At 56.8% G+C, this 21,504-nt stretch carries 19 protein-coding genes and 1 tRNA gene; 18 read left to right on the top strand and 2 right to left on the bottom strand.

The features are described from left to right. From WC859_09425 to WC859_09410, 4 genes are all read left to right on the top strand, one after another. A complete protein-coding gene (locus tag WC859_09425) occupies window positions 1-732 on the top strand; it encodes a hypothetical protein (protein ID MFA5976365.1) in 732 nt (243 codons plus the stop codon). A 24-nt stretch (window positions 733-756) separates the two neighbouring features. Further along, on the top strand, window positions 757-984 hold the full coding sequence (locus tag WC859_09420; protein MFA5976364.1) for a hypothetical protein: 228 nt from the start codon (window positions 757-759) through the stop codon (window positions 982-984). Window positions 985-1,096: 112 nt separating this feature from the next. Then, window positions 1,097-2,182 (top strand): alkene reductase, encoded by a 1,086-nt coding sequence (locus WC859_09415; protein MFA5976363.1) that lies wholly within the window; start codon window positions 1,097-1,099, stop codon window positions 2,180-2,182. A 16-nt stretch (window positions 2,183-2,198) separates the two neighbouring features. Further along, window positions 2,199-2,432: a hypothetical protein gene (locus WC859_09410; GenBank protein ID MFA5976362.1), complete on the top strand. Its 234-nt coding sequence runs from the start codon at window positions 2,199-2,201 to the stop codon at window positions 2,430-2,432. 118 nt (window positions 2,433-2,550) lie between these two features. Here the strand turns inward: WC859_09410 and WC859_09405 are convergent. Both WC859_09405 and WC859_09400 read right to left on the bottom strand, forming a co-directional pair. Next, window positions 2,551-2,625 (bottom strand) — tRNA-Asp (locus WC859_09405). Between the two features lie 83 nt (window positions 2,626-2,708). Further along, window positions 2,709-3,644, bottom strand: a complete 936-nt coding sequence (locus WC859_09400; GenBank protein MFA5976361.1) for a lysophospholipid acyltransferase family protein — start codon at window positions 3,642-3,644, stop codon at window positions 2,709-2,711. A gap of 249 nt (window positions 3,645-3,893) precedes the next feature. On the opposite strand from WC859_09400, the gene WC859_09395 reads away from it, so the two are divergent. The 14 genes from WC859_09395 (at window position 3,894) to hypE (ending at window position 21,396) form a co-directional block, all read left to right on the top strand. Further along, window positions 3,894-6,152 (top strand): sodium-translocating pyrophosphatase, encoded by a 2,259-nt coding sequence (locus WC859_09395; GenBank protein MFA5976360.1) that lies wholly within the window; start codon window positions 3,894-3,896, stop codon window positions 6,150-6,152. Further along, complete coding sequence (gene hoxE / locus WC859_09390; protein MFA5976359.1) at window positions 6,149-6,646, top strand: bidirectional hydrogenase complex protein HoxE; 498 nt, start codon at window positions 6,149-6,151, stop codon at window positions 6,644-6,646. The genes WC859_09395 and hoxE overlap by 4 nt, the downstream gene beginning before the upstream one ends. Window position 6,647: 1 nt before the next feature. Next, window positions 6,648-8,294 carry a NuoF family protein gene (locus tag WC859_09385; GenBank protein ID MFA5976358.1) on the top strand — a complete coding sequence of 549 codons (1,647 nt, stop codon included), beginning with the start codon at window positions 6,648-6,650 and terminating at the stop codon, window positions 8,292-8,294. Next, complete coding sequence (hoxU, locus tag WC859_09380; GenBank protein MFA5976357.1) at window positions 8,291-9,019, top strand: bidirectional hydrogenase complex protein HoxU; 729 nt, start codon at window positions 8,291-8,293, stop codon at window positions 9,017-9,019. The genes WC859_09385 and hoxU overlap by 4 nt, the downstream gene beginning before the upstream one ends. Then, a complete protein-coding gene (locus tag WC859_09375) occupies window positions 9,019-9,549 on the top strand; it encodes an NADP oxidoreductase (GenBank protein ID MFA5976356.1) in 531 nt (176 codons plus the stop codon). Before hoxU ends, WC859_09375 begins: the two co-directional genes overlap by 1 nt. Before the next feature lie 4 nt (window positions 9,550-9,553). Continuing rightward, window positions 9,554-10,981, top strand: a complete 1,428-nt coding sequence (locus WC859_09370; GenBank protein MFA5976355.1) for a Ni/Fe hydrogenase subunit alpha — start codon at window positions 9,554-9,556, stop codon at window positions 10,979-10,981. Further along, the gene (locus tag WC859_09365; protein ID MFA5976354.1) at window positions 10,978-11,445 is read left to right on the top strand and encodes a hydrogenase maturation protease; all 468 of its coding nucleotides are present in this window, start codon (window positions 10,978-10,980) and stop codon (window positions 11,443-11,445) included. Before WC859_09370 ends, WC859_09365 begins: the two co-directional genes overlap by 4 nt. Then, entirely contained in the window at window positions 11,438-11,785 is a 348-nt protein-coding gene (locus WC859_09360; protein MFA5976353.1) for a hydrogenase/urease maturation nickel metallochaperone HypA, read from the top strand. The genes WC859_09365 and WC859_09360 overlap by 8 nt, the downstream gene beginning before the upstream one ends. Then, window positions 11,769-14,084 (top strand): carbamoyltransferase HypF, encoded by a 2,316-nt coding sequence (hypF, locus tag WC859_09355; GenBank protein MFA5976352.1) that lies wholly within the window; start codon window positions 11,769-11,771, stop codon window positions 14,082-14,084. Before WC859_09360 ends, hypF begins: the two co-directional genes overlap by 17 nt. Next, window positions 14,075-14,365 carry a HypC/HybG/HupF family hydrogenase formation chaperone gene (locus tag WC859_09350; GenBank protein MFA5976351.1) on the top strand — a complete coding sequence of 97 codons (291 nt, stop codon included), beginning with the start codon at window positions 14,075-14,077 and terminating at the stop codon, window positions 14,363-14,365. The genes hypF and WC859_09350 overlap by 10 nt, the downstream gene beginning before the upstream one ends. Window positions 14,366-14,382: 17 nt before the next feature. Then, entirely contained in the window at window positions 14,383-18,021 is a 3,639-nt protein-coding gene (nifJ, locus tag WC859_09345; protein MFA5976350.1) for a pyruvate:ferredoxin (flavodoxin) oxidoreductase, read from the top strand. After that, window positions 18,021-19,019 carry a dihydroorotate dehydrogenase-like protein gene (locus WC859_09340; protein MFA5976349.1) on the top strand — a complete coding sequence of 333 codons (999 nt, stop codon included), beginning with the start codon at window positions 18,021-18,023 and terminating at the stop codon, window positions 19,017-19,019. Before nifJ ends, WC859_09340 begins: the two co-directional genes overlap by 1 nt. A gap of 144 nt (window positions 19,020-19,163) precedes the next feature. After that, on the top strand, window positions 19,164-20,363 hold the full coding sequence (gene hypD, locus WC859_09335) for a hydrogenase formation protein HypD (protein ID MFA5976348.1): 1,200 nt from the start codon (window positions 19,164-19,166) through the stop codon (window positions 20,361-20,363). Then, window positions 20,356-21,396, top strand: coding sequence for a hydrogenase expression/formation protein HypE (hypE, locus tag WC859_09330; GenBank protein MFA5976347.1), 1,041 nt, complete (start codon window positions 20,356-20,358; stop codon window positions 21,394-21,396). Before hypD ends, hypE begins: the two co-directional genes overlap by 8 nt. Window positions 21,397-21,504 lie beyond the last annotated feature (108 nt).

The following is a 21,504-nucleotide window of genomic DNA, read 5'->3' as shown; positions in this document are numbered from 1 at the left end:
ATGAAATGGAAGCCCGTCGTTATTCTAGCCGCTGGCCTGTTGTTGGGAGGCTGCAGCTATGACAAGCAATTCGTCTACAAGCCGAACGCTGCGATCGCGGTCCGGCCGGAGATTCCGCTGAGTGTGGCGGTCTTCCCCTTTGAGGACGGGACGCCGGAGTGGAAACAAAAAAACTTCATGATCCCGATCGGCATCACCGTCTTTCATATGAGGCAAAACTACGCCAAAATGCCCTATATGTACACGGATAAAGAGCCGTTTATTTCACCGGAACGCTGGGCGCGTGATTTTGCCAGGGACCTCGCGGCCTCGGGCGCCTTCGGCTCGGTGCAGTACGCCGAAGGCGGGAAGGATCCCGGCGGGGAGCTGATCATCAAGGGCAAAGTACTGGAGGCCCTGATGGGTACGCGCTGGGTGGGCGTGGAGATCATTCCCTTTTATCTGTCGGCTTACTACCGGTACTCGGCCACGTTCCAGATGATCAGGCGTTCAGACGGGAAGGTCTTGTGGGAGCGCACGATCCGCCGGACCCATAAAAACCTGAGCAGCACGCCGACGGACGTGACCCCGATGCTCTGGCGCAGCATGTTTGGCGAAGCGGTCGCGGACCTCGTCAAAACGCTCCAGGAACGGCGATCGGACTGGTCGGACCTGAAGGTGTCGGCCCCGCCGTCCTCTGCCCCGGCCAACGAATCGGTGGAAGATATCCTGAAGAAACTCGGCAGCCAGTAAACGGAGAAAAGAGGAGAAACACCCATGAATTCATTCACTCATCATGACGCCCGCCGGCTTGTCCTGGCGGCCGCGGCTGCGTTCTTCCTGAATGGCTGCGCGGTGGCGCCGCCCGTGTCGAAACCTCCGGCAGCGGTCCAACCGGTTGAAACGCGCACGGACGAAGGGAAGGGCGGCGCTGCTCCGGCGGCTGATTCCCCATCAGCCAATGATTCCGTCGAACAAATCCTCCGCGAGCTCAAAGCGAAATAATATTCCGCCAGCACCTCGGGCGGGATCATCATCAGTAATCTCTAAAGAAAAAGGGGTCTTCTCTGATACTTTCCCTTTCCGTTGGGAGGCCCTCTTAGGTTATACTGAGCGCATGGCTAAACATCTTTTTTCCTCGATCAAGCTTGGACCTTATTCTCTTCCGAACCGCGTCGCGCTGGCGCCGATGACGCGCTGTCGCGCCGGGGCCGGGAATGTTCCGTCGGAGCTGGCCCCGCTTTACTACGGCCAGCGCGCGTCCGCCGGTCTGGTGATCACCGAAGCGACGCAAGTCGCCCCGCGCGGCGTGGGTTACCCAAACACCCCGGGCATCTACACCGCCGAGCAGGTGGCCGGCTGGGCGCCGGTCGTCGAGTCGGTCCATCATGCCGGGTCGCGGATTTTTCTGCAGCTCTGGCATGTCGGGCGCGTTTCTCACCCGCTCTTCCAGCCGAATGGGGAGCTTCCGGTCGCTCCTTCAGCGGTGGCGCCGAAAGGAGAGGTGCAGACACCGGAAGGCCTGAAGCCCTACGTGACGCCTCGGGCGCTGGAGACCTCCGAAATTCCGGGAATCGTGGAAGACTACCGCGTGGGGGCCCAAAACGCACTTATAGCGGGTTTTGACGGCGTCGAGGTTCACGGCGCCAACGGATATTTGCTGGACCAGTTCCTTCGCGATGGAACCAATCAGCGCGCCGACGCCTACGGCGGTTCTGTCGAGAACCGCGCGCGCTTCCTGCTCGAGGTGACGCAGGCCGTCCTCAACGTCTGGGGTCCTGACCGGGTGGGGGTGCGCCTGTCGCCGAGCGGTACAGCCAACGACATGCACGACTCCGATCCTGAAAAAACATTCGGTTATGTGATCGCGGCGCTGGATGCGCTCGAGATCGTTTATGTGCACCTGCGGGAAGGTTTGGAGGAAGACATCCGCCGTGGGGGGAGAATCATTCCGACCGCAGTTTTTCGGCCTCTCTTTCAAGGCGCCCTCATGGTAAACGGCGGCTACAACCGCGAACGCGCGGATGCCGTGATTGCCAAGGGCGAAGCCGAGCTGGTCTCTTTCGGCACCCCGTTCATTGCCAACCCGGATCTCCCGAGACGTCTCCAGATCGGCGCGGAACTGAGTGACGCTGATCCCGCGACGATTTACGGCGGCGGCGCCAAAGGCTACACCGATTATCCGCCGCTGACGGTCTCCTGACCCAATGGAATAGTGCATGTCACTGGATCATCGCATTCTTTATGGATTTGTCAGCATCGCGCTCCTCACCGGGGTGCTGGCGGCCACCAATACCCACCGGGCTGTCGTGGAGTTCCTCACCGACAAGGTGACCGCCAGGCTCTTGTTCTTTCTGGGGTTTATCCTTCTGATGGGATATCTGATCCTGCATACCGCGTACCGGCTGTTCGATCATGTCCTGACCGCTTCCCAGATGGTGATTTTGGAGTAGGTTGCTGGAGGGGGACTTCTGAGCAACTTGGCGGGGACGGCGGGATTTGAGTGCCACACAACAGGCACTCATCCGCCGGACGTGTGGCGGATGAACCCGTGATCTGGGGACTGTTTTGCGGGGACGGCGGGATTTGAACCCGTGGTCTCTGCCTTGACAGGGCAGCGTGTTAACCGAGCTACACCACGTCCCCGCAAAACAGTCCAAATATGGGATGGAAAGAACTTTTCCGCCACTGAGTCGTTGGCGGACCCGCCAAATTGCCTTACAGAAACGCTATTGTACCAGACTGTCCGGTTGAACGCGAAAAATTTGTTCGCCTTCCTTCGGTTGGCGTTTCCACCGGTTGTGCAGCCAGAGCCACTGTGCCGGATCTTCCCGGACCCATCGTTCCACGGTCTGCGTCATGACCGCGGTATCCTCGGCCACCGCCTGCCTGGAATCGGTTTGCGTGCTTAACTCAAACGGTGCTTCCCAAAAAATGTGAAGTTCCTCTCCGATCCAGCGGTTATGGACAGGGAGAACCGTTGCACCGGTGCGCCGGGCCAGAATGGAAGTAACCGGGACGGTGGCCGCCAGCCGGCCGAAGAAATCCACGAACACGCCTCCGGGTGCATAGTTCTGATCGATGAGAATCCCGAGAATTCCATTCGCCTTCAGAAGCCGGATGCCTTGCCGGAGCAGATGCTGACGGGGAATTAGAAAACCGCCGCGGGAGGATCGTACGTCAGCCACCAGACGGTCCAGCCGCGGGTTATCCAGCGACCGGTAGGCGATGGCCACGTGCGGGAAGCGTTTCAGGACATCATTGGCCATCATTTCCCAACAGCCGAAATGGGCGGTAAAACAGAGCACCCCCTGGCCGCGGGCCAGGGCTTCCTCGAGATAATGAGGGTTATGAGGAATTAACCAGGGGGGATTCAGGTTTTTCCAGCGGGGGATCCGCACAAAAACAGTGATCCCTTTGGCAAGATACCCGAGGGAGTTGTCCAGAAGGTGTTGGCGTTCCAGAAGCGATAGGTCAGGAAAAGAAGCGGCGATGTTCCCGTCAACCAGAGAACGGCGTTTCCGAAGGAAAAACAGCAGGAGTCTTAACATGCGGTGGCACAACACTTCAGCCCAGCAAGACGGCAGTGCCGCGATCAACTGGAATATAGCTTTAACCGGATAATACTCGAGACCAATTTGAAAAGATGATTTCGATCGCGCCATGGGTGAGACGGTATCATTTCGCTCGTCAGACTTCAATAATCGACGGGGAATCGTGTTATATTTGCGGTGTGTGAGGGAGTTTTCTATAATCAATTCCCAACAGACGTATCCTTCGTTCTCATAAAGTCATTAAAGTAATCCCGCGTCGGTTCGGCCCTCAATGATGCCGGTCATGAATTCGCGCAACGCTTTATGATTAGGATCGTGGCCAGTGGTTTCGCTCAGAAACTATAAAAAGGAGATTCATCCATGGGTGGTTTGTCATTTGCGAGTCCGTTTGAAATTAGGGCTATTTGGGTTGTTCTGGGCATCGCCATTACGGGTCTGGCTTATGCGTGGATTCTTCGTTCTCAGATGCTTAAGAAGGATAAGGGAACGGAAAAGATGCAGGAAGTCTGGAATGCCATTCGTACGGGAGCCAACGCCTATCTTCGCCGGCAGCGAAATACCATCATTCCTCTGATTGTTGGTCTAACGGTTGTCCTCTTTCTTTCCGTTTATGTCGTTCCACCCACCACGGAAGCGCTGGAGCGTTTTGCCGGGGTGGATCCGTACCGCGTCAGGATTTATATCGGTATCGGGCGCGCGGTGGCTTTTATTATGGGTGCGGTTTTCTCCTTGCTTGTCGGCCAGTTGGGAATGCGCATGGCGGTTGAAGGCAATGTGCGCGTGGCCTCGGCGGCGCGGCGGAGCTTTAAAGAGGCGCTTCAGATTGCCTACCGCTCCGGCACGATTACCGGCATGCTCACGGATGGTCTGGGCCTTTTCGGCGGCACCATCATCTTTATGATTTTTGGACTGGCGGCGCCGGATGCGCTTCTGGGATTTGGTTTCGGGGGGACGCTGCTCGCGCTCTTCATGCGTGTGGGTGGCGGCATTTATACGAAAGCCGCGGACGTCGGAGCGGATCTCGTCGGCAAAGTGGAGGCCGGTATTCCGGAAGATGATCCGCGCAACGCGGCCGTTGTGGCCGACCTGGTCGGAGACAACGTGGGGGACTGCGCTGGAATGGCCGCGGACATCTTTGAATCCTATGAAGTCACGATTGTGTCCGGGCTGATCCTGGGGCTTGCGCTTGTTTCGATCACCAAAGAGCTGAAGTGGATTATTTTCCCGCTTCTGGTTCGCGGCATCGGCGTGCTTTCCTCGATTATCGGAACCTACCTGGTTCGCGGTGGTTCGGATGACGAAAAAAGCGATGCCTTGTCCGCCATCAATAAAGGCTTTTATTCTTCGGCGGCCATTTCACTCGTGGCCTTCTTTATTCTCGCGAAGTACTACATGCACGAATGGCGGGCCTTCCTATCGGTGGCCGCCGGTATCCTTCTGGCGGTTTCACTCGATGAGTTGACCAAGTATTTCACGCATACGGCGCACAAGCCGGTGAAAGACATCGCCGCCTCTTCCCGCACGGGTTCGGCGACTCTTATTCTGAAAGGTCTGTCGATCGGGTTTGAAGCCGCGGTTTGGCAAACCGTTGTGATCGGTCTGACCGTGATGACGGCCATCCTGATTTACTGGGGCCAGCCGGTCGTCTATGTGCTTTATGGTGTAGCCATGACCGGCATCGGGATGTTGACGCTGACCGGAAACAACGTGGCGATGGATTCGTTTGGTCCCATCGCGGATAACGCCAATGGAATCGGTGAAATGGCTGGTCTGGAGCCCAAGGCGCGCCAGATCATGGCGGATCTGGATGCGGTGGGCAACACCACGAAAGCCATCACCAAGGGTGTGGCCATTGGTTCGGCGGTGATCGCGGCGGTTTCGCTCTTCGGTTCGTTCCTGACGGACGTAACCCAGGTGCAGGCACGGATGGGTGTTCCGGAAGCACTGCGCATGCTGTCTACCGGCATCCGCATATCGGTTCCCTCGGTTTTCATTGGGTTGTTGATCGGTGGTGCGTTGCCGTGGTTGTTCTCGTCACTGACCATTAATGCTGTGGCGCGTGCCGCCGCCCTGATTGTGGACGAAGTTCGCCGGCAGTTCCGCATTCCCGGTCTAATGGAGGGGAAAGTGACGCCGGATTATGCGAAAGTGGTCGGAATCTGTACTGTGGCGGCCCAGGGAGAGCTGATCGGGCTTGCGCTCATCACGGTTCTGACGCCGCTCCTCGTGGGCATGCTTCTGGGTGTTGAAGCGCTGGGTGGATTCCTCGCCGGCGCGATTCTTTCCGGACAGTTGCTGGCGGTATTTATGGCCACAGCCGGCGGGGCGTGGGACAACGCCAAGAAAATGATTGAAGACGGTAACCATGGCGGGAAGGGATCCGATTGTCACAAAGCCGCGGTGGTGGGCGATACGGTGGGAGATCCTCTCAAGGATACCTCCGGCCCGGCGCTTAACCCGATGATCAAAGTCATTAATCTGGTGTCCTTGCTGGCGGCTCCGATTCTGGTCCAGTATACCGGCTTCTCCATCGGCCTGGTCGTGACCTCGGTGGTGTTTGTCGTCGTGATCGGGGTCGCGATTCTGTCGTCTAAACGGGAGGCGACTGTATCTCTATGATGGCCAATCATAAGCTGCCGGTTTCTCCATCCGACGACAAGCGTTGGAAGTTGGTGGACGCCACCATGCGTCGGCATGGATACAAATCGCACGCACTGATCGAGACGCTCCATACGGTGCAGGAGTGTTTTGGCTACCTCGATGATGTCGCGCTGCGTTTCGTGTCCGGCAGCCTGCATGTGCCGCCCAGTCGCGCGTACGGCGTAGTGACCTTCTACCACTTCTTCACAATGAAGCCTCCAGGGGAACATACCTGCGTGGTCTGCATGGGGACGGCTTGCTATATCAAAGGCGCCAAAGCCGTGGTCGATGGCCTTCAGTCTCACTTAGGGGTCCACGCGGGTGAAACCACTCCTGATAAAAAGGTTTCATTTTTGACCGCCCGTTGCTTGGGATCCTGCGGATTGGCCCCGGCCGTTGTATTCGATGGGGTCATGAGCGGCAATGTCACGGCCGAAAAAGCCGTGGAACGAATTGAGAGATGGAAACAATGAAATGACTCCCGAAGAACTGCAAGAACAAGCTGAAAAACGGCGAGCGGAACAAAAGGATACCCCGCACCAGATTCGGGTTTGCGTCGCGGCCGGATGTATCTCGACTCAGAGCGACCAGGTCAAAGAGGCCCTTGTGAAAGGGTTAAGCCCGGAGCTCCAGAAGACCTGCCAGGTGAATGGGGTCGGATGTATGGGGCTCTGTAAGGAAGGTCCGCTCGTTTCCGTTGACGACACGCTGTACAAGGCTGTTTCGGCGGCTGATGCACCGGAACTGATCAACAGCTTGAGTCAGACGCCGGTTCAACGTCTCTTGTGCGATTCGAAGGCGCCGTTCTTTTCCAGGCAGAAGAAGATTGTTCTGGAAAACTCAGGAAAGATTAATCCGGAAGTGATCGAAGATTATATCGCGGCCGATGGTTACGTCGCCCTTCATAAAGCGCTTGCGGAAATGACGCCGCTTCAGGTCAATGAGCAGGTCACGATCAGTGGTTTGCGCGGCCGCGGCGGGGCGGGTTTCCCGACCGGTTTGAAGTGGAGCACCGTCGCTAAAGGGGCGGCCGGGCAGAAGTACGTTATCTGCAATGCGGACGAAGGCGACCCCGGGGCTTTTATGGACCGCAGCGTGTTGGAAAGCGATCCGCACCGGGTTCTAGAAGGGATGGCGATCGCCGGCTATGCGGTGGGGGCCAACCAGGGATACATTTATATCCGTGCGGAATATCCGCTGGCCATCCAGCGATTAAAACTGGCGATCCGCCAAGCAGAGCGGCTGGAACTGCTTGGGAAAAACATTTTTGGAACAACTTTCAGCTTTCATGTGGAGTTGCGAATCGGTGCCGGTGCTTTTGTTTGTGGCGAGGAAACAGCGCTCATCGCTTCTATCGAAGGCAAGCGCGGAACGCCGCGGCCGCGGCCTCCCTTTCCGGCCGAGTCCGGGCTCTGGGGACGTCCCACCCTGATCAATAACGTGGAAACCTTCGCCAATATCGCGCCCATCCTTCGCAACGGAGGGAGTTGGTTTGCCGGCATCGGCACGGAAAAAAGCAAGGGCACCAAGGTGTTTGCCCTGGCCGGAAAGATTACGAACACCGGTCTCATTGAAATCCCGATGGGGATTACGTTGCGCGAGATTATTTTCGATATCGGCGGGGGAATTCCGGATGGCCGGAAATTCAAGGCCGTTCAGACCGGGGGGCCGTCAGGTGGTTGCATCCCCGAACAGTACCTGGACATGCCCATCGATTATGAATCGCTGGCCAAAGCCGGATCGATCATGGGGTCGGGCGGGATGATCGTCATGGACGACACCTCCTGCATGGTGGATGTGGCCAAATTCTTTATGGAGTTCTGCATGACCGAATCCTGCGGGAAGTGCGTCCCCTGCCGGGTCGGCACCGTGCAATTGCATGGGCTCCTCTGCCGGATCACCGATGGAACCGCCACGATGGATGATCTGTCCCAACTGGAAGAGCTGTGTGATATGGTTCGGAGCACCAGTCTCTGCGGTTTGGGTCAAACCGCTCCCAATCCGGTGGTGAGTACGCTCCGGTATTTTAAAGAAGAGTATCTCGCGCATATTCAAGAAAAACGATGCCTAGCCGGGGTCTGTAAAATAACGGTTCCCCATGCCGCAGGAGTAAGCCGATGAGTCCTCTGAGCACCCTCACGCCGCGGGTTAAGACGTTAAAAATAAATGGGTTGGATGTCAGCGCCAGTGAAGGCGAAAAAATTCTCGATGTGGCCCGGCAGAATGGCATTCAAATTCCAACACTCTGTCAGCTGGACGGTTTAACCTCTGTCGGGGCCTGCCGGCTATGTTTGGTTGAAGTGAAGGGCACCCCCAAACTTCTACCGGCCTGCGTGACCTCCGTGGAAGAGGGGATGGAAGTCACAACGACTTCCGAGCGGCTGGTCAAATACCGTCAGATGATCCTGGAGCTCTTGTTTTCCGAGCGCAACCACATTTGCTCGGTCTGTGTCTCGAACGGCCACTGTGACCTCCAAGGGATGGCCCAGGCGCACGGGATGACGCATGTGCGTTTCCCTTATCTGTATCCCCAGCAGGGGGTCGACGCCTCTCATCGCCGTTATGTGATGGACCATAACCGATGCATTCTCTGCGCACGGTGTGTGCGGGTCTGCGATGAAATTGAAGGTGCCCACACCTGGGATATTCAGGGGCGCGGCGGGGACGCTTTCGTGATAACAGATTTTAATCAGCCGTGGGGGGAATCCCAGACCTGTACCAGTTGTGGCAAGTGCGTGCAGGTATGCCCTACCGGCGCGTTATCGGAAAAGGGTAAGTCGGTGGCCGAGATGACGAAAAAGAGAGAATTTGTCCCTTATCTGACGCTGATGCGGGAGGAGTTGTAATGGAACGGGCTCGGATCGCAACGGTTTGGCTGGATGGTTGTTCGGGCTGTCACATGTCCTTTTTGGATTTGGATGAAGCGTTGTTGGTGTTAGCGGACCGGATCGAGCTGGTTTACAGCCCGCTGGTTGACCAGAAGGAGTTCCCTGAGAACGTGGATGTCACGTTGGTGGAAGGGTCCGTAAGCAGCGTGGAGGATGAAGAGAAAATCCGCCGGATCCGCAGCCGGACCAAGATCCTTGTTTCGCTCGGCGACTGTGCGGTGACTTCGAACGTGCCCTCCATGCGTAATCCGCTGAAGCCGGAAGCTATTCTCCGACGGGCTTACATCGAAAACGTGACGGTCCAGGCGCAGATCCCGAATCAGGACGTCCCGCCGCTTTTGCCCGAGGCCCGGCCCGTCCATGAAACGGTCAAAGTGGATGTTTTCGTGCCCGGTTGCCCGCCCTCCGCCGGGCTGATCGGTTCGGTTTTGACGGAACTCTTGGAAGGACGCACCCCGGATCTGGCCGGGCAAGTGCGCTTTGGGTAAAACGATGACCCAAAAAATTGAAATCAATCCGGTTACCCGAATCGAAGGGCACGCTAAAATTACGCTGCATCTGGATGATCGCGGCAACGTGCAAAACGCGCGACTCCACATCACGCAGGTTCGCGGTTTTGAGAAATTCTGCGAAGGCCGGCCTCTTTATGAAATGCCTTCGCTCATGGCCCGGATCTGCGGCATCTGCCCGGTCAGCCATTTGCTGGCCTCCGCGAAAGCGTGTGATGCGCTCATGGCGGTGCAGATCCCGGAAACCGCTGTTAAACTTCGCCGGATTCTGAATCTGGGACAGATTATTCAATCCCATGCGCTGAGCTTCTTTCATTTATCCTCTCCGGATCTTCTCCTGGGAATGGATTCGGATCCAGCCCAGCGCCATATCTTTGGGGTGGCCAAGGTGAATCCCCAACTGGCCAAAGATGGGATTCGACTGCGCCAATTTGGACAGCAAGTCATTGAGACTCTCGGGGGGAAACGAATCCATCCAGCCTGGGTGGTGCCGGGTGGGGTGAATGAACCGCTTTCAGCCGAGAAGCGCGATCTGATCCTGGGGACCATGGCTGAGGTTTTTGGTATTGCCGAGCGGACGTTGGATTGGTTCGAGCCCGTTTTGAAAAAGTTTAAAGAGGAAATCGAGGTTTTTGGCAACTTTCCAACGCTCTTTATGGGGTTGGCCAACGCCGAAGGCACCTGGGAGCATTATGACGGCAAGATTCGCATCATCTATCCGTCAGGACAGGTGGTGGGCGATCAGCTGGATCCGGCGCGCTATCCGGACTATATTGGTGAAGCTGTTGAACCGTGGTCGTATCTAAAGTTCCCGTATTACGAGCCGAAGGGATATCCGGACGGTATCTACCGGGTGGGACCCTTGGCCCGTTTGAACCTCATTCAACAGACCGGTGGGCCGCGCGGAGACCGTGCCTTGGCGGCCTTCCAAGCGCTGCAGCCCGGTCCCGTCAGCAGTTCTTTTCATCAACACTTCGCGCGTCTGGTGGAAATCATCACCTGTCTGGAGGAAATGGAACGGTTATTGCAGGACCCATCCATTTTAAGCCCGCACGTGCGTGCGCATGCCGGTCCGAACGCATTGGAGGGGGTGGGCGTTTCCGAAGCTCCCCGCGGGATTCTTTTCCACCATTATAAAATCAATGAACACGGCCAGATCACCTGGGCCAATCTTATTATCGCCACTGGTCACAATAACCTGGCGATGAACAAGAGCATTCAGCAGGTTGCGCGCCATTTCGTGAAGGGGAAGAAGATGGCCGAAGGCATGCTGAACCGCGTCGAAGCTGTTATTCGTGCTTACGATCCTTGTCTCAGCTGTTCGACGCATGCGCTCGGAAAGATGCCCATCCAAATCCAACTGGTCGAGCCGACCGGAGAAGTGATCCAAACGCTACAGCGGAACCCATGAACGGGGCGCTCGTGATCGGTTATGGGAATCCCCTCAGAACCGATGACGGCCTCGGATGGCAGGCGGCCGCGTGCCTGGCGCAAGCCTGTTCCGAATCCGACGTTCGCATTCTGACCTGCCATCAACTCACTCCTGAATTGGCAGAGACGATCAGCCAGGCGGAACGGGTGGCCTTTATCGACGCTTCGGAAGGCGGTTCACCCGGCGAACTCGTTGTTGAACCCGTTCAGGCATCGCCCACGGAAAACACCATTCTGGATCATGCGGTGAATCCCTCGCGTCTTCTGGCGTACGCACGGCAGCTTTATCACGTGTCTCCTCCGGCTGTTGTGTTTTCCATCCGGTGCCATTCTTTTGAGTTAGGCGAAGGGCTTTCACCGGAGGTCTCGGCGGTCCTGCCGGTCCTGGTTTCGCGTGTTCAGCAGTGGCTGCGGAGTCCTTCAGGAGAATTTTCTCATGCATGAATTCCATTCCGTTAAATTGTTTATCGACGAGGTTGTTAAAAATATAACGCCGGGAAAAAAGGTTAGAGCCATTCACGTCCTCCGGAACGTCACTTTTGTCGAAGAAGCGGCCCGTTTAGCGTTTAACGTTCATTCCAAAGGAACGCCTTTGGAGCAGGCGGATGTCGTCATCGAACCTCTGAAGTCCGTTGCGAGTTGTTCCTGCGGATTCAAGGGCGAGGTTATTGCGGAAGGCGACGGGTCGCCGGTCCTGTGTCCCTCTTGTCAGAATCTTATTCATGTTGATCCGGGTGCGGAGCTGGAACTGGCCCAGATCATTTACGATGTGCGCCCCCGCTAAAAAAATATCCTCTTTTGAGCAACCGGTTGTTCAGCGTTTGCGCGTTTCCGTTCGTGGAGCCGTGCAGGGGGTTGGGTTTCGCCCGTTTGTGTATCGCCTGGCTGAAGAACTGGGGTTATTCGGCTGGGTGAACAACTCCCCTGCGGGTGTTTCGATCGAAGCAGAAGGGCCTCGCCCCGCCCTTCAATCTTTTCTGCTCCGCTTGGAAAAAGAAAAGCCTGTAAATGCCTTTATCCAGGGATTGGAATCCTCGTATCTGGACCCGCACGGGTATTGCGCGTTTCAAATTTTGCCCAGCACCGAAGAAGGCCGGAAGACGGCCATCGCGCTTCCGGATATCGCCACCTGCGCGGAGTGTCTGCGCGAGCTTTTGGATCCCTCCAACCGGCGCTACCGGTATCCCTTTATCAATTGCACGCATTGCGGTCCGCGGTTCTCGATCATTCAGGCGCTTCCCTATGACCGGGCGCGCACAACGATGCGCGCCTTTACGATGTGCCGGCTCTGTCTCGACGAGTATGAGAATCCGTCGGATCGCCGTTTTCATGCGCAACCGAACGCGTGTCCTGAGTGCGGTCCGCATCTCGAAGTCTGGGATGGCAGCGGAAAGAGGCTCGCTGAAAAGGACGTTGCTCTTGAGCGGACGGTTCAGGCACTCCGGGATGGAAAGATCGTTGCGCTTAAGGGCATCGGCGGTTTTCAACTTTTGGTTGATGCACAGGCTCCGGCCGCGATTCAGCGCTTGCGCGAGCGTAAACACCGGGATGATAAGCCCTTGGCAGTCATGTGCCCCACGCTCGAAGAAGCCCGGAAGTACGTCGAGGTTTCTCCTCTCGAGGAACGGGTGCTTAAGTCTGCGGAGTCTCCGATTGTTCTTTTGCATCGCCGATCGCACGCCCTGGAGGGGCCGGTAGCGCCGCACAATCCGAATCTCGGGATTATGTTGCCCTATTCCCCGCTGCATCATCTCTTAATGGCCGAACTGGGATTTCCGATTGTGGCGACGAGCGGCAATGTGTCGGATGAGCCCATTTGCATTTTCGAGCAAGAAGCCGTGGCCAAACTGGGTGGAATCGCCGACTTCTTTCTCGTCCATAACCGGCCCATCGCCCGGTATATCGATGATTCCGTGGTTCGCGTGATGATGGATCGGGAACTCGTCCTCCGGCGCGCGCGGGGCTATGCGCCCATGCCGGTTTCAACCAGGGAAGATTTGCCGCCGCTTTTGGCGGTGGGCGCGCATTTGAAAAATACCGTGGCGATAACCACGGGCCGGTCTGTGGTACTGAGCCCGCATATCGGGGACCTTCAGACCGCGCCGGCGCATGACGCGTTTCGTCAAGTGATTCAAGATCTTGAAGCCCTTTATGACGTTCACCCGGAGGCCGTAGCCTGTGACCTCCATCCGAACTACCTTTCGACGCAGTATGCTGAAAAGACCGGCCTGCCCGTGATCCGAGTGCAGCATCATTATGCGCATGCGCTTTCCTGTATGGTCGAAAATGAGTTGAAGCCGCCGGTCCTGGGAGTGTCTTGGGATGGAACAGGTTATGGGCTGGACAAGAGTATTTGGGGTGGGGAATTCTTACGAATCCTGCCGCAGGGATTCGAGCGCTTCGCCACCTTCCGGAGTTTTCCTCTTCCCGGCGGGGAAAAAGCCATTGAGCAGCCGGCGCGTTGCGCCATTGGGCTGCTGTATGAGATGGAGGGGGACAACGTCTGGAACCGGGGCGATTTGGCTTTTTTGAGGCTCTTTTCTGAATCCGAGAGAACCATTTTTAAGACGATGTTGAAGCAGCAGTTGAACACGCCGCAGACCTCGAGTGTCGGTCGTCTCTTCGATGCGGTCGCGGCGCTCCTGGCATTGCGGCAGGAAGCTTCTTTTGAAGGCCAGGCGGCTATGGATTTGGAGTTTATGGCCGAAGGATACCCTACAGAAGAGGCCTATCCTGTTATAATAGGTGCATCGCCCCTCCTGGTGTTTGATTGGGAACCGATGATCAGGGGAATCCTCGCGGATGTGAAGGCGGTCCATCCTGTCGGCCGGATTGCAGCCAAATTCCATAGCACGCTGGTGGATGTGATTGTCGAGATCGCCAAGCGTTCAGGCGAGGAGCGGATCGTGTTGAGCGGAGGCTGTTTCCAGAACCGGATTCTGACGGAGCAAGCGGTTCGGCGGTTGCGGGAAGCCAACCTTCGCCCCTACTGGCACCAGCGGGTCCCGCCCAATGACGGAGGTCTTGCGGTGGGGCAGGTAGCGGCGGCGGTGGAGTCCAGGAGAGATTCTTTATGTGTCTAGCGGTGCCGGGAAAAATTTTGACGGTTCAAGGCAGCGACCCCTACACGCGAACCGCGCGGGTGAGTTTTGGCGGTGTTGTGAAGGACGTTAACCTGGCGTATACGCCCGAGGCGAGTGTGGGGGATTATGTGATTGTCCATGTCGGGTTTGCCCTCAGCCGGGTGGATGAAAAAGAAGCGCAGGAAGTCTTTTCCTATTTGAAGCAGATTGACGAATTGCAAGAAATCCAAGGACCTGCGGCGGATGCGTTTATCGCCGCTGGTCCCGTCGAAAAAGAATAGCAAACGGGAGGAGTTCAATGAGTTCAGGTTCTCAGGTATCGAAAAAGCGCGATTTTAAAATTCTGGAGGGAAATGAAGCGGTCGCCTCGGTCGCTTACCGGCTGAACGAAGTGATCGTGATTTACCCGATTACGCCTTCCTCTCCCATGGGCGAATGGGCGGATGCCTGGGCCGCTGAGAACAAACCCAATTTGTGGGGAACCGTGCCGTTGGTCTACGAGATGCAAAGCGAAGGCGGCGCCGCCGGTGCGGTTCATGGCGCGCTGCAGACAGGGGCGCTGTCCACGACCTTTACGGCATCGCAGGGGCTCCTCCTGATGATCCCGAACATGTACAAGATCGCGGGCGAACTCTCTCCCGCGGTTTTTCACATCGCGGCCCGCTCACTCGCGGCTCACGCGCTCTCTATTTTCGGCGACCACAGCGATGTCATGGCCACCCGCGCCACCGGTTGGGCCATGATTTGCTCGAACTCGGTTCAGGAGGCGCATGATTTTGCTCTGATTGCGCAGGCGGCGACGCTGGAGTCGCGCGTGCCGTTCCTTCATTTTTTCGACGGGTTTCGGACCTCGCACGAAGTGTCCAAGATCAAAATGCTTTCGGATGACCATCTGCGGGCGATGATCGATGACCAACTGATTCAGGCGCACCGGGAGCGGGCCCTGACCCCTGATCGTCCGGTTCTGCGCGGGACGGCTCAGAATCCAGACGTTTATTTCCAGGCGCGCGAAGCCGTGAATTCGGTTTATGCGGCCTGCCCAGCGATCGTTCAGAAGGCGATGGATAAATTTGCCGCTGTGGTTGGACGCTCCTACAAACTCTATGAGTATTACGGGGCTCCGGATGCCGAACGGGTCGCCATTCTCATGGGGTCCGGCGCAGAAACCGCCCGCGAGACCGTGGACTATCTGACGGCCAAAGGGGAAAAAGTCGGGATCGTCAATATCCGGCTGTATCGTCCTTTCGATGGCCTGCGTTTTGTTCAATCCTTGCCCCGCACCGTCCGCTCGATCGCCGTATTGGATCGAACCAAGGAACCGGGTGCACTCGGCGAGCCGCTGCATCTGGATGTCGTCGCCGCGCTTCAGGAAGCCAAAACCAGCGGTGCGGTTCCGGCCAGCTTTAACCCGTCCATCGTAGGAGGTCGCTACGGATTGTCTTCGAAGGAATTCACCCCCGCCATGGTGAAAGCGGTTTTTGACAACCTCGCCAGAACCAGCCCCAAAAATCACTTTACCGTCGGTATTCAGGATGACGTCACGCATACCTCACTGTCGTATGATCCTGCTTTTTCGATTGAGCCGGATTCGGTGAAGCGGGCGATCTTCTATGGACTCGGTTCCGACGGGACGGTCGGTGCGAACAAGAACTCCATCAAGATCATCGGAGACAACACCCCCAATTACGCGCAAGGCTACTTCGTCTACGACTCCAAGAAATCCGGATCCACCACCATCTCGCATCTTCGTTTCGGTCCGCAGCCGATCCATTCGACGTATCTGGTCACCAGCGCGAATTTTATCGGCTGCCATCACCCGAACTTTCTGGACCGTTATGACATTCTTAAAGACCTTAGCCCCGGGGGGGCGTTCCTTCTGAATACGCCGTATCCCGCCGATCAAATCTGGGATCGTTTGCCGCGTATCGCTCAGGAACATCTCATTCGCCAAAAAGCGCGTTTCTACATCATCGATGCCACCAAGGTGGCGCGCGACAGCGGAATGGGGGGACGCATCAATACCGTGATGCAGACCTGTTTCTTCGGTATTTCTGGTGTTCTTCCGCGTGAAGAAGCCATCCAGCAGGTCAAGGATGCCATCCGGTACGCTTATGGAAAGAAAGGCGATGATGTTGTTGAAATGAACCTTAAGGCGGTGGACAATACGCTTGCGCATCTGCGCGAGGTGAAGATCCCCGCTGGCGTTACGAGCGCGGCCAACCTTGCCCCGGCCGTGCCAGCCGAGGCCCCCGAGTTTGTCCAGAAGGTCCTGGGACCCATCCTGGCCAACCGCGGCGATGAATTGACGGTCAGCCAGATGCCCTTGGACGGGACTTTTCCTACGGCAACCGCTCAGTGGGAAAAGCGGAACGTGGCTCAAGAGATCCCGGTGTGGGACACCGCGGTCTGTATCCAGTGCAACAAATGCGTCATGGTCTGCCCGCACGCGGTCATCCGGGCGAAGGTGTATGACGCCGCCCTGCTCGAAAAAGCGCCGACGACTTTTAAATCGCGCGACGTTATCGACCGGGCTTTCAAAGGCATGAAGTACACGCTCCAGGTCGCGGCCGAAGACTGCACCGGTTGTGCCCTCTGCGTTGATGTGTGTCCGGCCCGGAACAAATCCGAGACCCGGCTCAAAGCCATTAACATGCAGCCGCAGGCTTCGCTTCAGATTCCTGAGCGCGAGAATTGGAATTTCTTCCTGACGTTGCCGGATATGGACCGACGGAAGATCGATCCCTCTCGCATCAACCAGCAGCAACTTCAGCGCCCGTTGTTCGAGTTTTCGGGTGCTTGCGGCGGCTGTGGCGAGACCCCCTACGTGAAACTTCTTTCCCAACTCTTTGGCGATCGGGCGATTGTAGCCAACGCCACGGGTTGCTCGTCCATCTATGGCGGCAATCTCCCCACAACGCCCTGGGCGCAGGACGCCTCCGGGCGCGGTCCGGCCTGGTCGAATTCCCTCTTCGAAGACAACGCGGAATTCGGACTCGGGTTCCGGTTGTCTCTCGATAAGCAGCGGGAATACGCAGAAGAGCTTCTCAAGCGCTTGTCCGGCGATCTGGATGGGGCGCTTGTGAGCGCGCTTCTGGCGTCCAAGCAAAAGGATGAGGCCGATATTTATGAACAACGCCAGCGCGTGGTTGTGCTGAAAGAAAAGCTGGCCTCTATTAATAAACCAGAAGCCAAACGGTTGCTTGAACGGGCCGATCTTCTGGTCAAGAAGAGCGTCTGGATCGTCGGAGGAGATGGTTGGGCCTACGACATCGGGTTTGGCGGCCTGGACCACGTGCTGGCCAGCGGTAAGGACGTGAACATTCTGGTTCTGGATACGGAAGTCTACTCGAACACCGGTGGACAGAAGTCCAAGGCCACGCCGCGGGGCGCGGTGGCGAAATTCGCCGCCGGTGGAAAAGACTCACCGAAAAAGGATCTTGGATTGATCGCCATGACGTACGGCAACGTTTATGTGGCCCGGGTGGCGATGGGCGCGCGGGATGAGCAGACGTTGAAGGCGTTTCTGGAAGCACAGGCGTATCCAGGGCCTTCGATCATCATCGCTTACAGCCACTGCATTGCTCACGGGATCGACATGGAAACCGGGATGCAGAACCAGAAGGCCCTCGTGAACTCCGGACAATGGTTGTTGTACCGCTACAACCCGGAGCGAATCGAACGGGGCGAAAATCCACTCGTTGTGGATTCGAAACCGCCCACCGTCAAGATTGAAGAGACCCTCTACCGGGAAAACCGCTTCAAGATGCTGACTAAAAGTAAGCCCGAGGAAGCCAAGCGACTGATACAGCTGGCTGAAAAAGATGCGAAACGGAGTTGGGAGCAGTATGAATACCTCTCCAAAATGGTCTATGCACCTCCCGCTCCAGCCCCGAGCAGTCCTGCGGGAACAGCCGGGACAGAAGGGAAGGCCAGCTAATGGATCTCTCAACGACTTACCTCGGCCTGAAGCTTCGAAATCCTCTGGTCCCGGCGGCCTCTCCGTTGTCGGATGATCTGGACAATCTCAAAAAGATGGAAGAGGCCGGTGCCTCGGCTATTGTCCTGCGTTCCCTTTTTGAGGAACAGTTAAAAGCGGAGCGCGACGAGCTGTCCCATCATCTGGATTCAACGGCCAATCTCCACCCTGAAGCGGAAAGTTATATTCCGGAACCCGTCCAAGTGGTCTTCGGGCCAGAAGAGTATCTGGAGCATATTCGCAAAGCCAAGCAGGCGGTCGGGATTCCGATCATCGCCAGCTTAAACGGTTGCTCGAAGGGTGGCTGGGTCCAGTATGCGCGTCGTATCCAGGAAGCCGGTGCGGATGCGTTGGAACTGAACATCTATTCCATCCCAACGGATATGACGCTTTCTTCCGAGGATGTAGAAGCCGAAGCCATCGCGATTGTGGAGTCGGTCAAAAAGGCGGTTAAGCTTCCTCTGGCGGTGAAGCTGAGCCCGTATTACAGCAACATGGCCAACATGGCCAAACGAATGCAGAAAGCCGGAGCCAACGCGCTCGTGCTTTTCAACCGCTTCTATCAGCCGGATGTGGATCTGGTTGATTTGGAGATGCGGCCTCGAATCCTCTTAAGCACGCCGCATTCCATGCGTCTGCCCATGACGTGGATTGGTATTTTATACGGTCGCGTGCCGGTTGATTTGGCCGCGACAAGCGGTCTTTATACACCCGAAGATGTGATCAAAATGATCATGGTCGGGGCGAATGCCACCATGCTCTGTTCGGTTCTCCTTTCTCACGGAATTAAGGAGATCCAAGTCCTTGAGCAGGGACTGAAACGGTGGATGGAAGAGCATGAGTACGAATCCGTCCAGCAGATGCGCGGCAGCATGAGCCAGCAGAAATGCTCAGATCCGTCTAGTTTTGAACGGTCCCAGTATAGGCGTGCCGTGCTGAGCTACCGACCAAAAGCTTAACAAGCCGTCATCTTCTGCGGCTATCCCTTCGTCATCCCCCGCGGGTTCTGGCGGGGGAACCATCCTTGCCGTGAGGTCAGGTGTTCCGACAACCGCATGATGGATTCCCGCCTACGACCGCGGGAATGACGAAAACGGACGAATATGCAATACATCGACGAATACCGTGATCCGGAAGCGGCGCGCACGTTAGCCCGTGAAATTACCCGTGTCGTGACGCGGCCCTGGACAATCATGGAAGTCTGTGGCGGTCAGACGCATGCCATTGTCCGGTTCGGGTTGGATGAGCTCCTTCCTAAAACGGTTACGCTGGTTCACGGGCCGGGATGTCCGGTCTGTGTCACGCCGCTCGAAATTATCGATAAAGCCATTGCGATTGCTGCCCGGCCCGACGTTATTTTCTGTTCCTTCGGGGACATGCTCCGCGTCCCCGGCTCTTGTCAGGACCTCTTCTCGGTCAAAGCCACCGGCGGGGATGTCCGGATCGTTTATTCGCCTCTGGATGCGCTCCAACTCGCCCGCCAACACCCGGACAAAGAGGTTGTATTTTTTGCCGTGGGTTTTGAAACCACCGCCCCGGCGAACGCCATGTCCGTCTTTCAGGCGAAACGAGAAGGGATCAAAAACTTTTCGCTCTTGGTCTCTCATGTGATTGTCCCGCCGGCGATTGAGGCCATCCTGTCGTCTCCTGACAACAAGGTCCAGGCGTTTCTGGCGGCCGGGCATGTTTGCGCGGTTATGGGGTACACCGAGTATGAGCCGCTCGCTAAAAAATACCGTGTGCCGATCGTGGTCACGGGTTTTGAACCGCTCGATATTCTCCACGGTGTGCTCCTGTGCGTCAAACAGCTGGAAGAAGGGCGGGCCGTGGTCGAAAACCAATATGTACGCGCGGTTCGCCGGGAAGGAAATCAGCCGGCCCTGATAGTCATGCAGGACGTTTTTCAGGTGGTTCACCGGAAATGGCGTGGAGTGGGGGAGATTCCAAAGAGCGGACTTGGATTATCAAAGGCGTATGAGGCCTTTGATGCGGAGAAGCGTTTTGATGTAGTGGGTGTGACCGCCAACGAATCCCCTGAGTGCATCAGTGGTTTGATCTTGCGGGGCGTGAAAAAACCGAAAGAGTGTTCGGCCTTCGGAACCCGCTGCACGCCGGAGCACCCGCTCGGTGCCACCATGGTCTCCTCCGAAGGCGCCTGCGCCGCCTATTACCGTTACCGGAAGCCGTCGAGTAAGCCGTCATCCCCGAATGACTCTGTCGGGGATCCATCATGCCGTGCGACGGTTTGTATGGATTCCCCGCCAGTGGCCGCGGGGAATGACGATCGGAAGTCGGATGAATAATTGCCCTCTTCCTATCAGTAATTATCCCAACATCCTTCTCGCCCACGGAGGAGGGGGAAAGCTGATGCGCCAACTGATCGAAGGACTGATCATCCCGGCTTTTTCCAGCGGCCAGACGTTCCAGCGGCATGACGGGGCGGTGCTTTCCATCGGAAACACCCAAATCGCTTTTACGACGGATTCGTATGTTGTCCATCCTCTCTTTTTCCCGGGCGGGGACATCGGGAAACTTGCGGTGCATGGTACGGTGAATGATCTGGCGATGTGCGGCGCTAAGCCCCTCTATCTTTCCTGCGGGTTTATTCTGGAAGAAGGCCTTCCCATGGAGGTTCTCTCCCGCGTGGTCGCGTCCATGCAGACCGCGGCCCAAGACGCCGGTGTTCAGCTCGTGACGGGTGATACCAAGGTTGTTGACCGTGGAAAAGCCGACGGTCTTTACGTCAATACCGCTGGAATTGGCGTACTTGAGCACAACCTGTCGATCGGACCTTCCTCGGTTCAGCCGGGAGATGGCATCCTGATCAACGGGGATCTGGGCCGGCATGGCATCGCGATTATGGCGGTCCGGGAAGGCCTGTCCTTTGAAAGCGCGATCGAAAGCGATACCGCGCCTCTTTGGAACCCTGTGAAAAAATTGTTGGACGCGGGAGTAGAGATCCACTGTTTGCGCGATCTCACTCGCGGAGGATTGGCCAGCGCGCTAAACGAAATCGCCGAAGATGCGAAACTTCAGGTTTCCTTGGAAGAAGCTCCAATTCCCGTGCATCCCGAGGTCCAAGGGGCCTGCGAGATTTTGGGGCTCGATCCGCTCTATGTGGCCAATGAAGGACGTTTCTGTGCGTTTGTGAAAGCCTCAGACGTGCCGCGTGCACTCTCTGTTTTGCAGACAGAGCCGTCCGGTACCAAAGCTGCGGTGATCGGGAAAGTCGAGAAAAGCCCGTCCGGCTCCGGCCAGGTCACGATTAAAACACGCCTCGGCTCCACCCGCCTGCTCGATCTCTTGAGCGGGGAGCAGCTCCCGCGCATTTGTTGAAAAAATTCTGAAAAAAATTCGTAGTGGGAAAATTTTTTAAAAAAATGTATAAAGTACCTTAATCCGTGGAAGTGGCAGAAAAGAAACTGAGTTTTATGCTTTCACTCT

The organism is Elusimicrobiota bacterium, from assembly GCA_041660185.1.
GTDB lineage: Bacteria > Elusimicrobiota > Elusimicrobia > 2-01-FULL-59-12 > 2-01-FULL-59-12 > JBAZWU01.
The sequence above is the reverse complement of the archived record's forward strand: the minus strand, read 5'-3'. Positions and strand labels throughout refer to the sequence as shown.

Excerpts from the sequence above, each read along its gene's own strand:
- WC859_09360 (MFA5976353.1), top strand. The coding sequence starts at position 11,438 with ATGCATGAATTCCATTCCGTTAAATTGTTTATCGACGAGGTTGTTAAA.
- hypE (MFA5976347.1), top strand. The coding sequence starts at position 20,356 with ATGAATAATTGCCCTCTTCCTATCAGTAATTATCCCAACATCCTTCTC.
- WC859_09420 (MFA5976364.1), top strand. The coding sequence starts at position 757 with ATGAATTCATTCACTCATCATGACGCCCGCCGGCTTGTCCTGGCGGCC.
- WC859_09365 (MFA5976354.1), top strand. The coding sequence starts at position 10,978 with ATGAACGGGGCGCTCGTGATCGGTTATGGGAATCCCCTCAGAACCGAT.
- WC859_09400 (MFA5976361.1), bottom strand. The coding sequence starts at position 3,644 with ATGGCGCGATCGAAATCATCTTTTCAAATTGGTCTCGAGTATTATCCG.
- WC859_09415 (MFA5976363.1), top strand. The coding sequence starts at position 1,097 with ATGGCTAAACATCTTTTTTCCTCGATCAAGCTTGGACCTTATTCTCTT.
- nifJ (MFA5976350.1), top strand. The coding sequence starts at position 14,383 with ATGAGTTCAGGTTCTCAGGTATCGAAAAAGCGCGATTTTAAAATTCTG.
- WC859_09385 (MFA5976358.1), top strand. The coding sequence starts at position 6,648 with ATGACTCCCGAAGAACTGCAAGAACAAGCTGAAAAACGGCGAGCGGAA.
- WC859_09370 (MFA5976355.1), top strand. The coding sequence starts at position 9,554 with ATGACCCAAAAAATTGAAATCAATCCGGTTACCCGAATCGAAGGGCAC.
- hypD (MFA5976348.1), top strand. The coding sequence starts at position 19,164 with ATGCAATACATCGACGAATACCGTGATCCGGAAGCGGCGCGCACGTTA.
- WC859_09375 (MFA5976356.1), top strand. The coding sequence starts at position 9,019 with ATGGAACGGGCTCGGATCGCAACGGTTTGGCTGGATGGTTGTTCGGGC.
- WC859_09425 (MFA5976365.1), top strand. The coding sequence starts at position 1 with ATGAAATGGAAGCCCGTCGTTATTCTAGCCGCTGGCCTGTTGTTGGGA.
- hoxU (MFA5976357.1), top strand. The coding sequence starts at position 8,291 with ATGAGTCCTCTGAGCACCCTCACGCCGCGGGTTAAGACGTTAAAAATA.
- WC859_09350 (MFA5976351.1), top strand. The coding sequence starts at position 14,075 with ATGTGTCTAGCGGTGCCGGGAAAAATTTTGACGGTTCAAGGCAGCGAC.
- hypF (MFA5976352.1), top strand. The coding sequence starts at position 11,769 with ATGTGCGCCCCCGCTAAAAAAATATCCTCTTTTGAGCAACCGGTTGTT.
- WC859_09410 (MFA5976362.1), top strand. The coding sequence starts at position 2,199 with ATGTCACTGGATCATCGCATTCTTTATGGATTTGTCAGCATCGCGCTC.
- WC859_09395 (MFA5976360.1), top strand. The coding sequence starts at position 3,894 with ATGGGTGGTTTGTCATTTGCGAGTCCGTTTGAAATTAGGGCTATTTGG.
- hoxE (MFA5976359.1), top strand. The coding sequence starts at position 6,149 with ATGATGGCCAATCATAAGCTGCCGGTTTCTCCATCCGACGACAAGCGT.
- WC859_09340 (MFA5976349.1), top strand. The coding sequence starts at position 18,021 with ATGGATCTCTCAACGACTTACCTCGGCCTGAAGCTTCGAAATCCTCTG.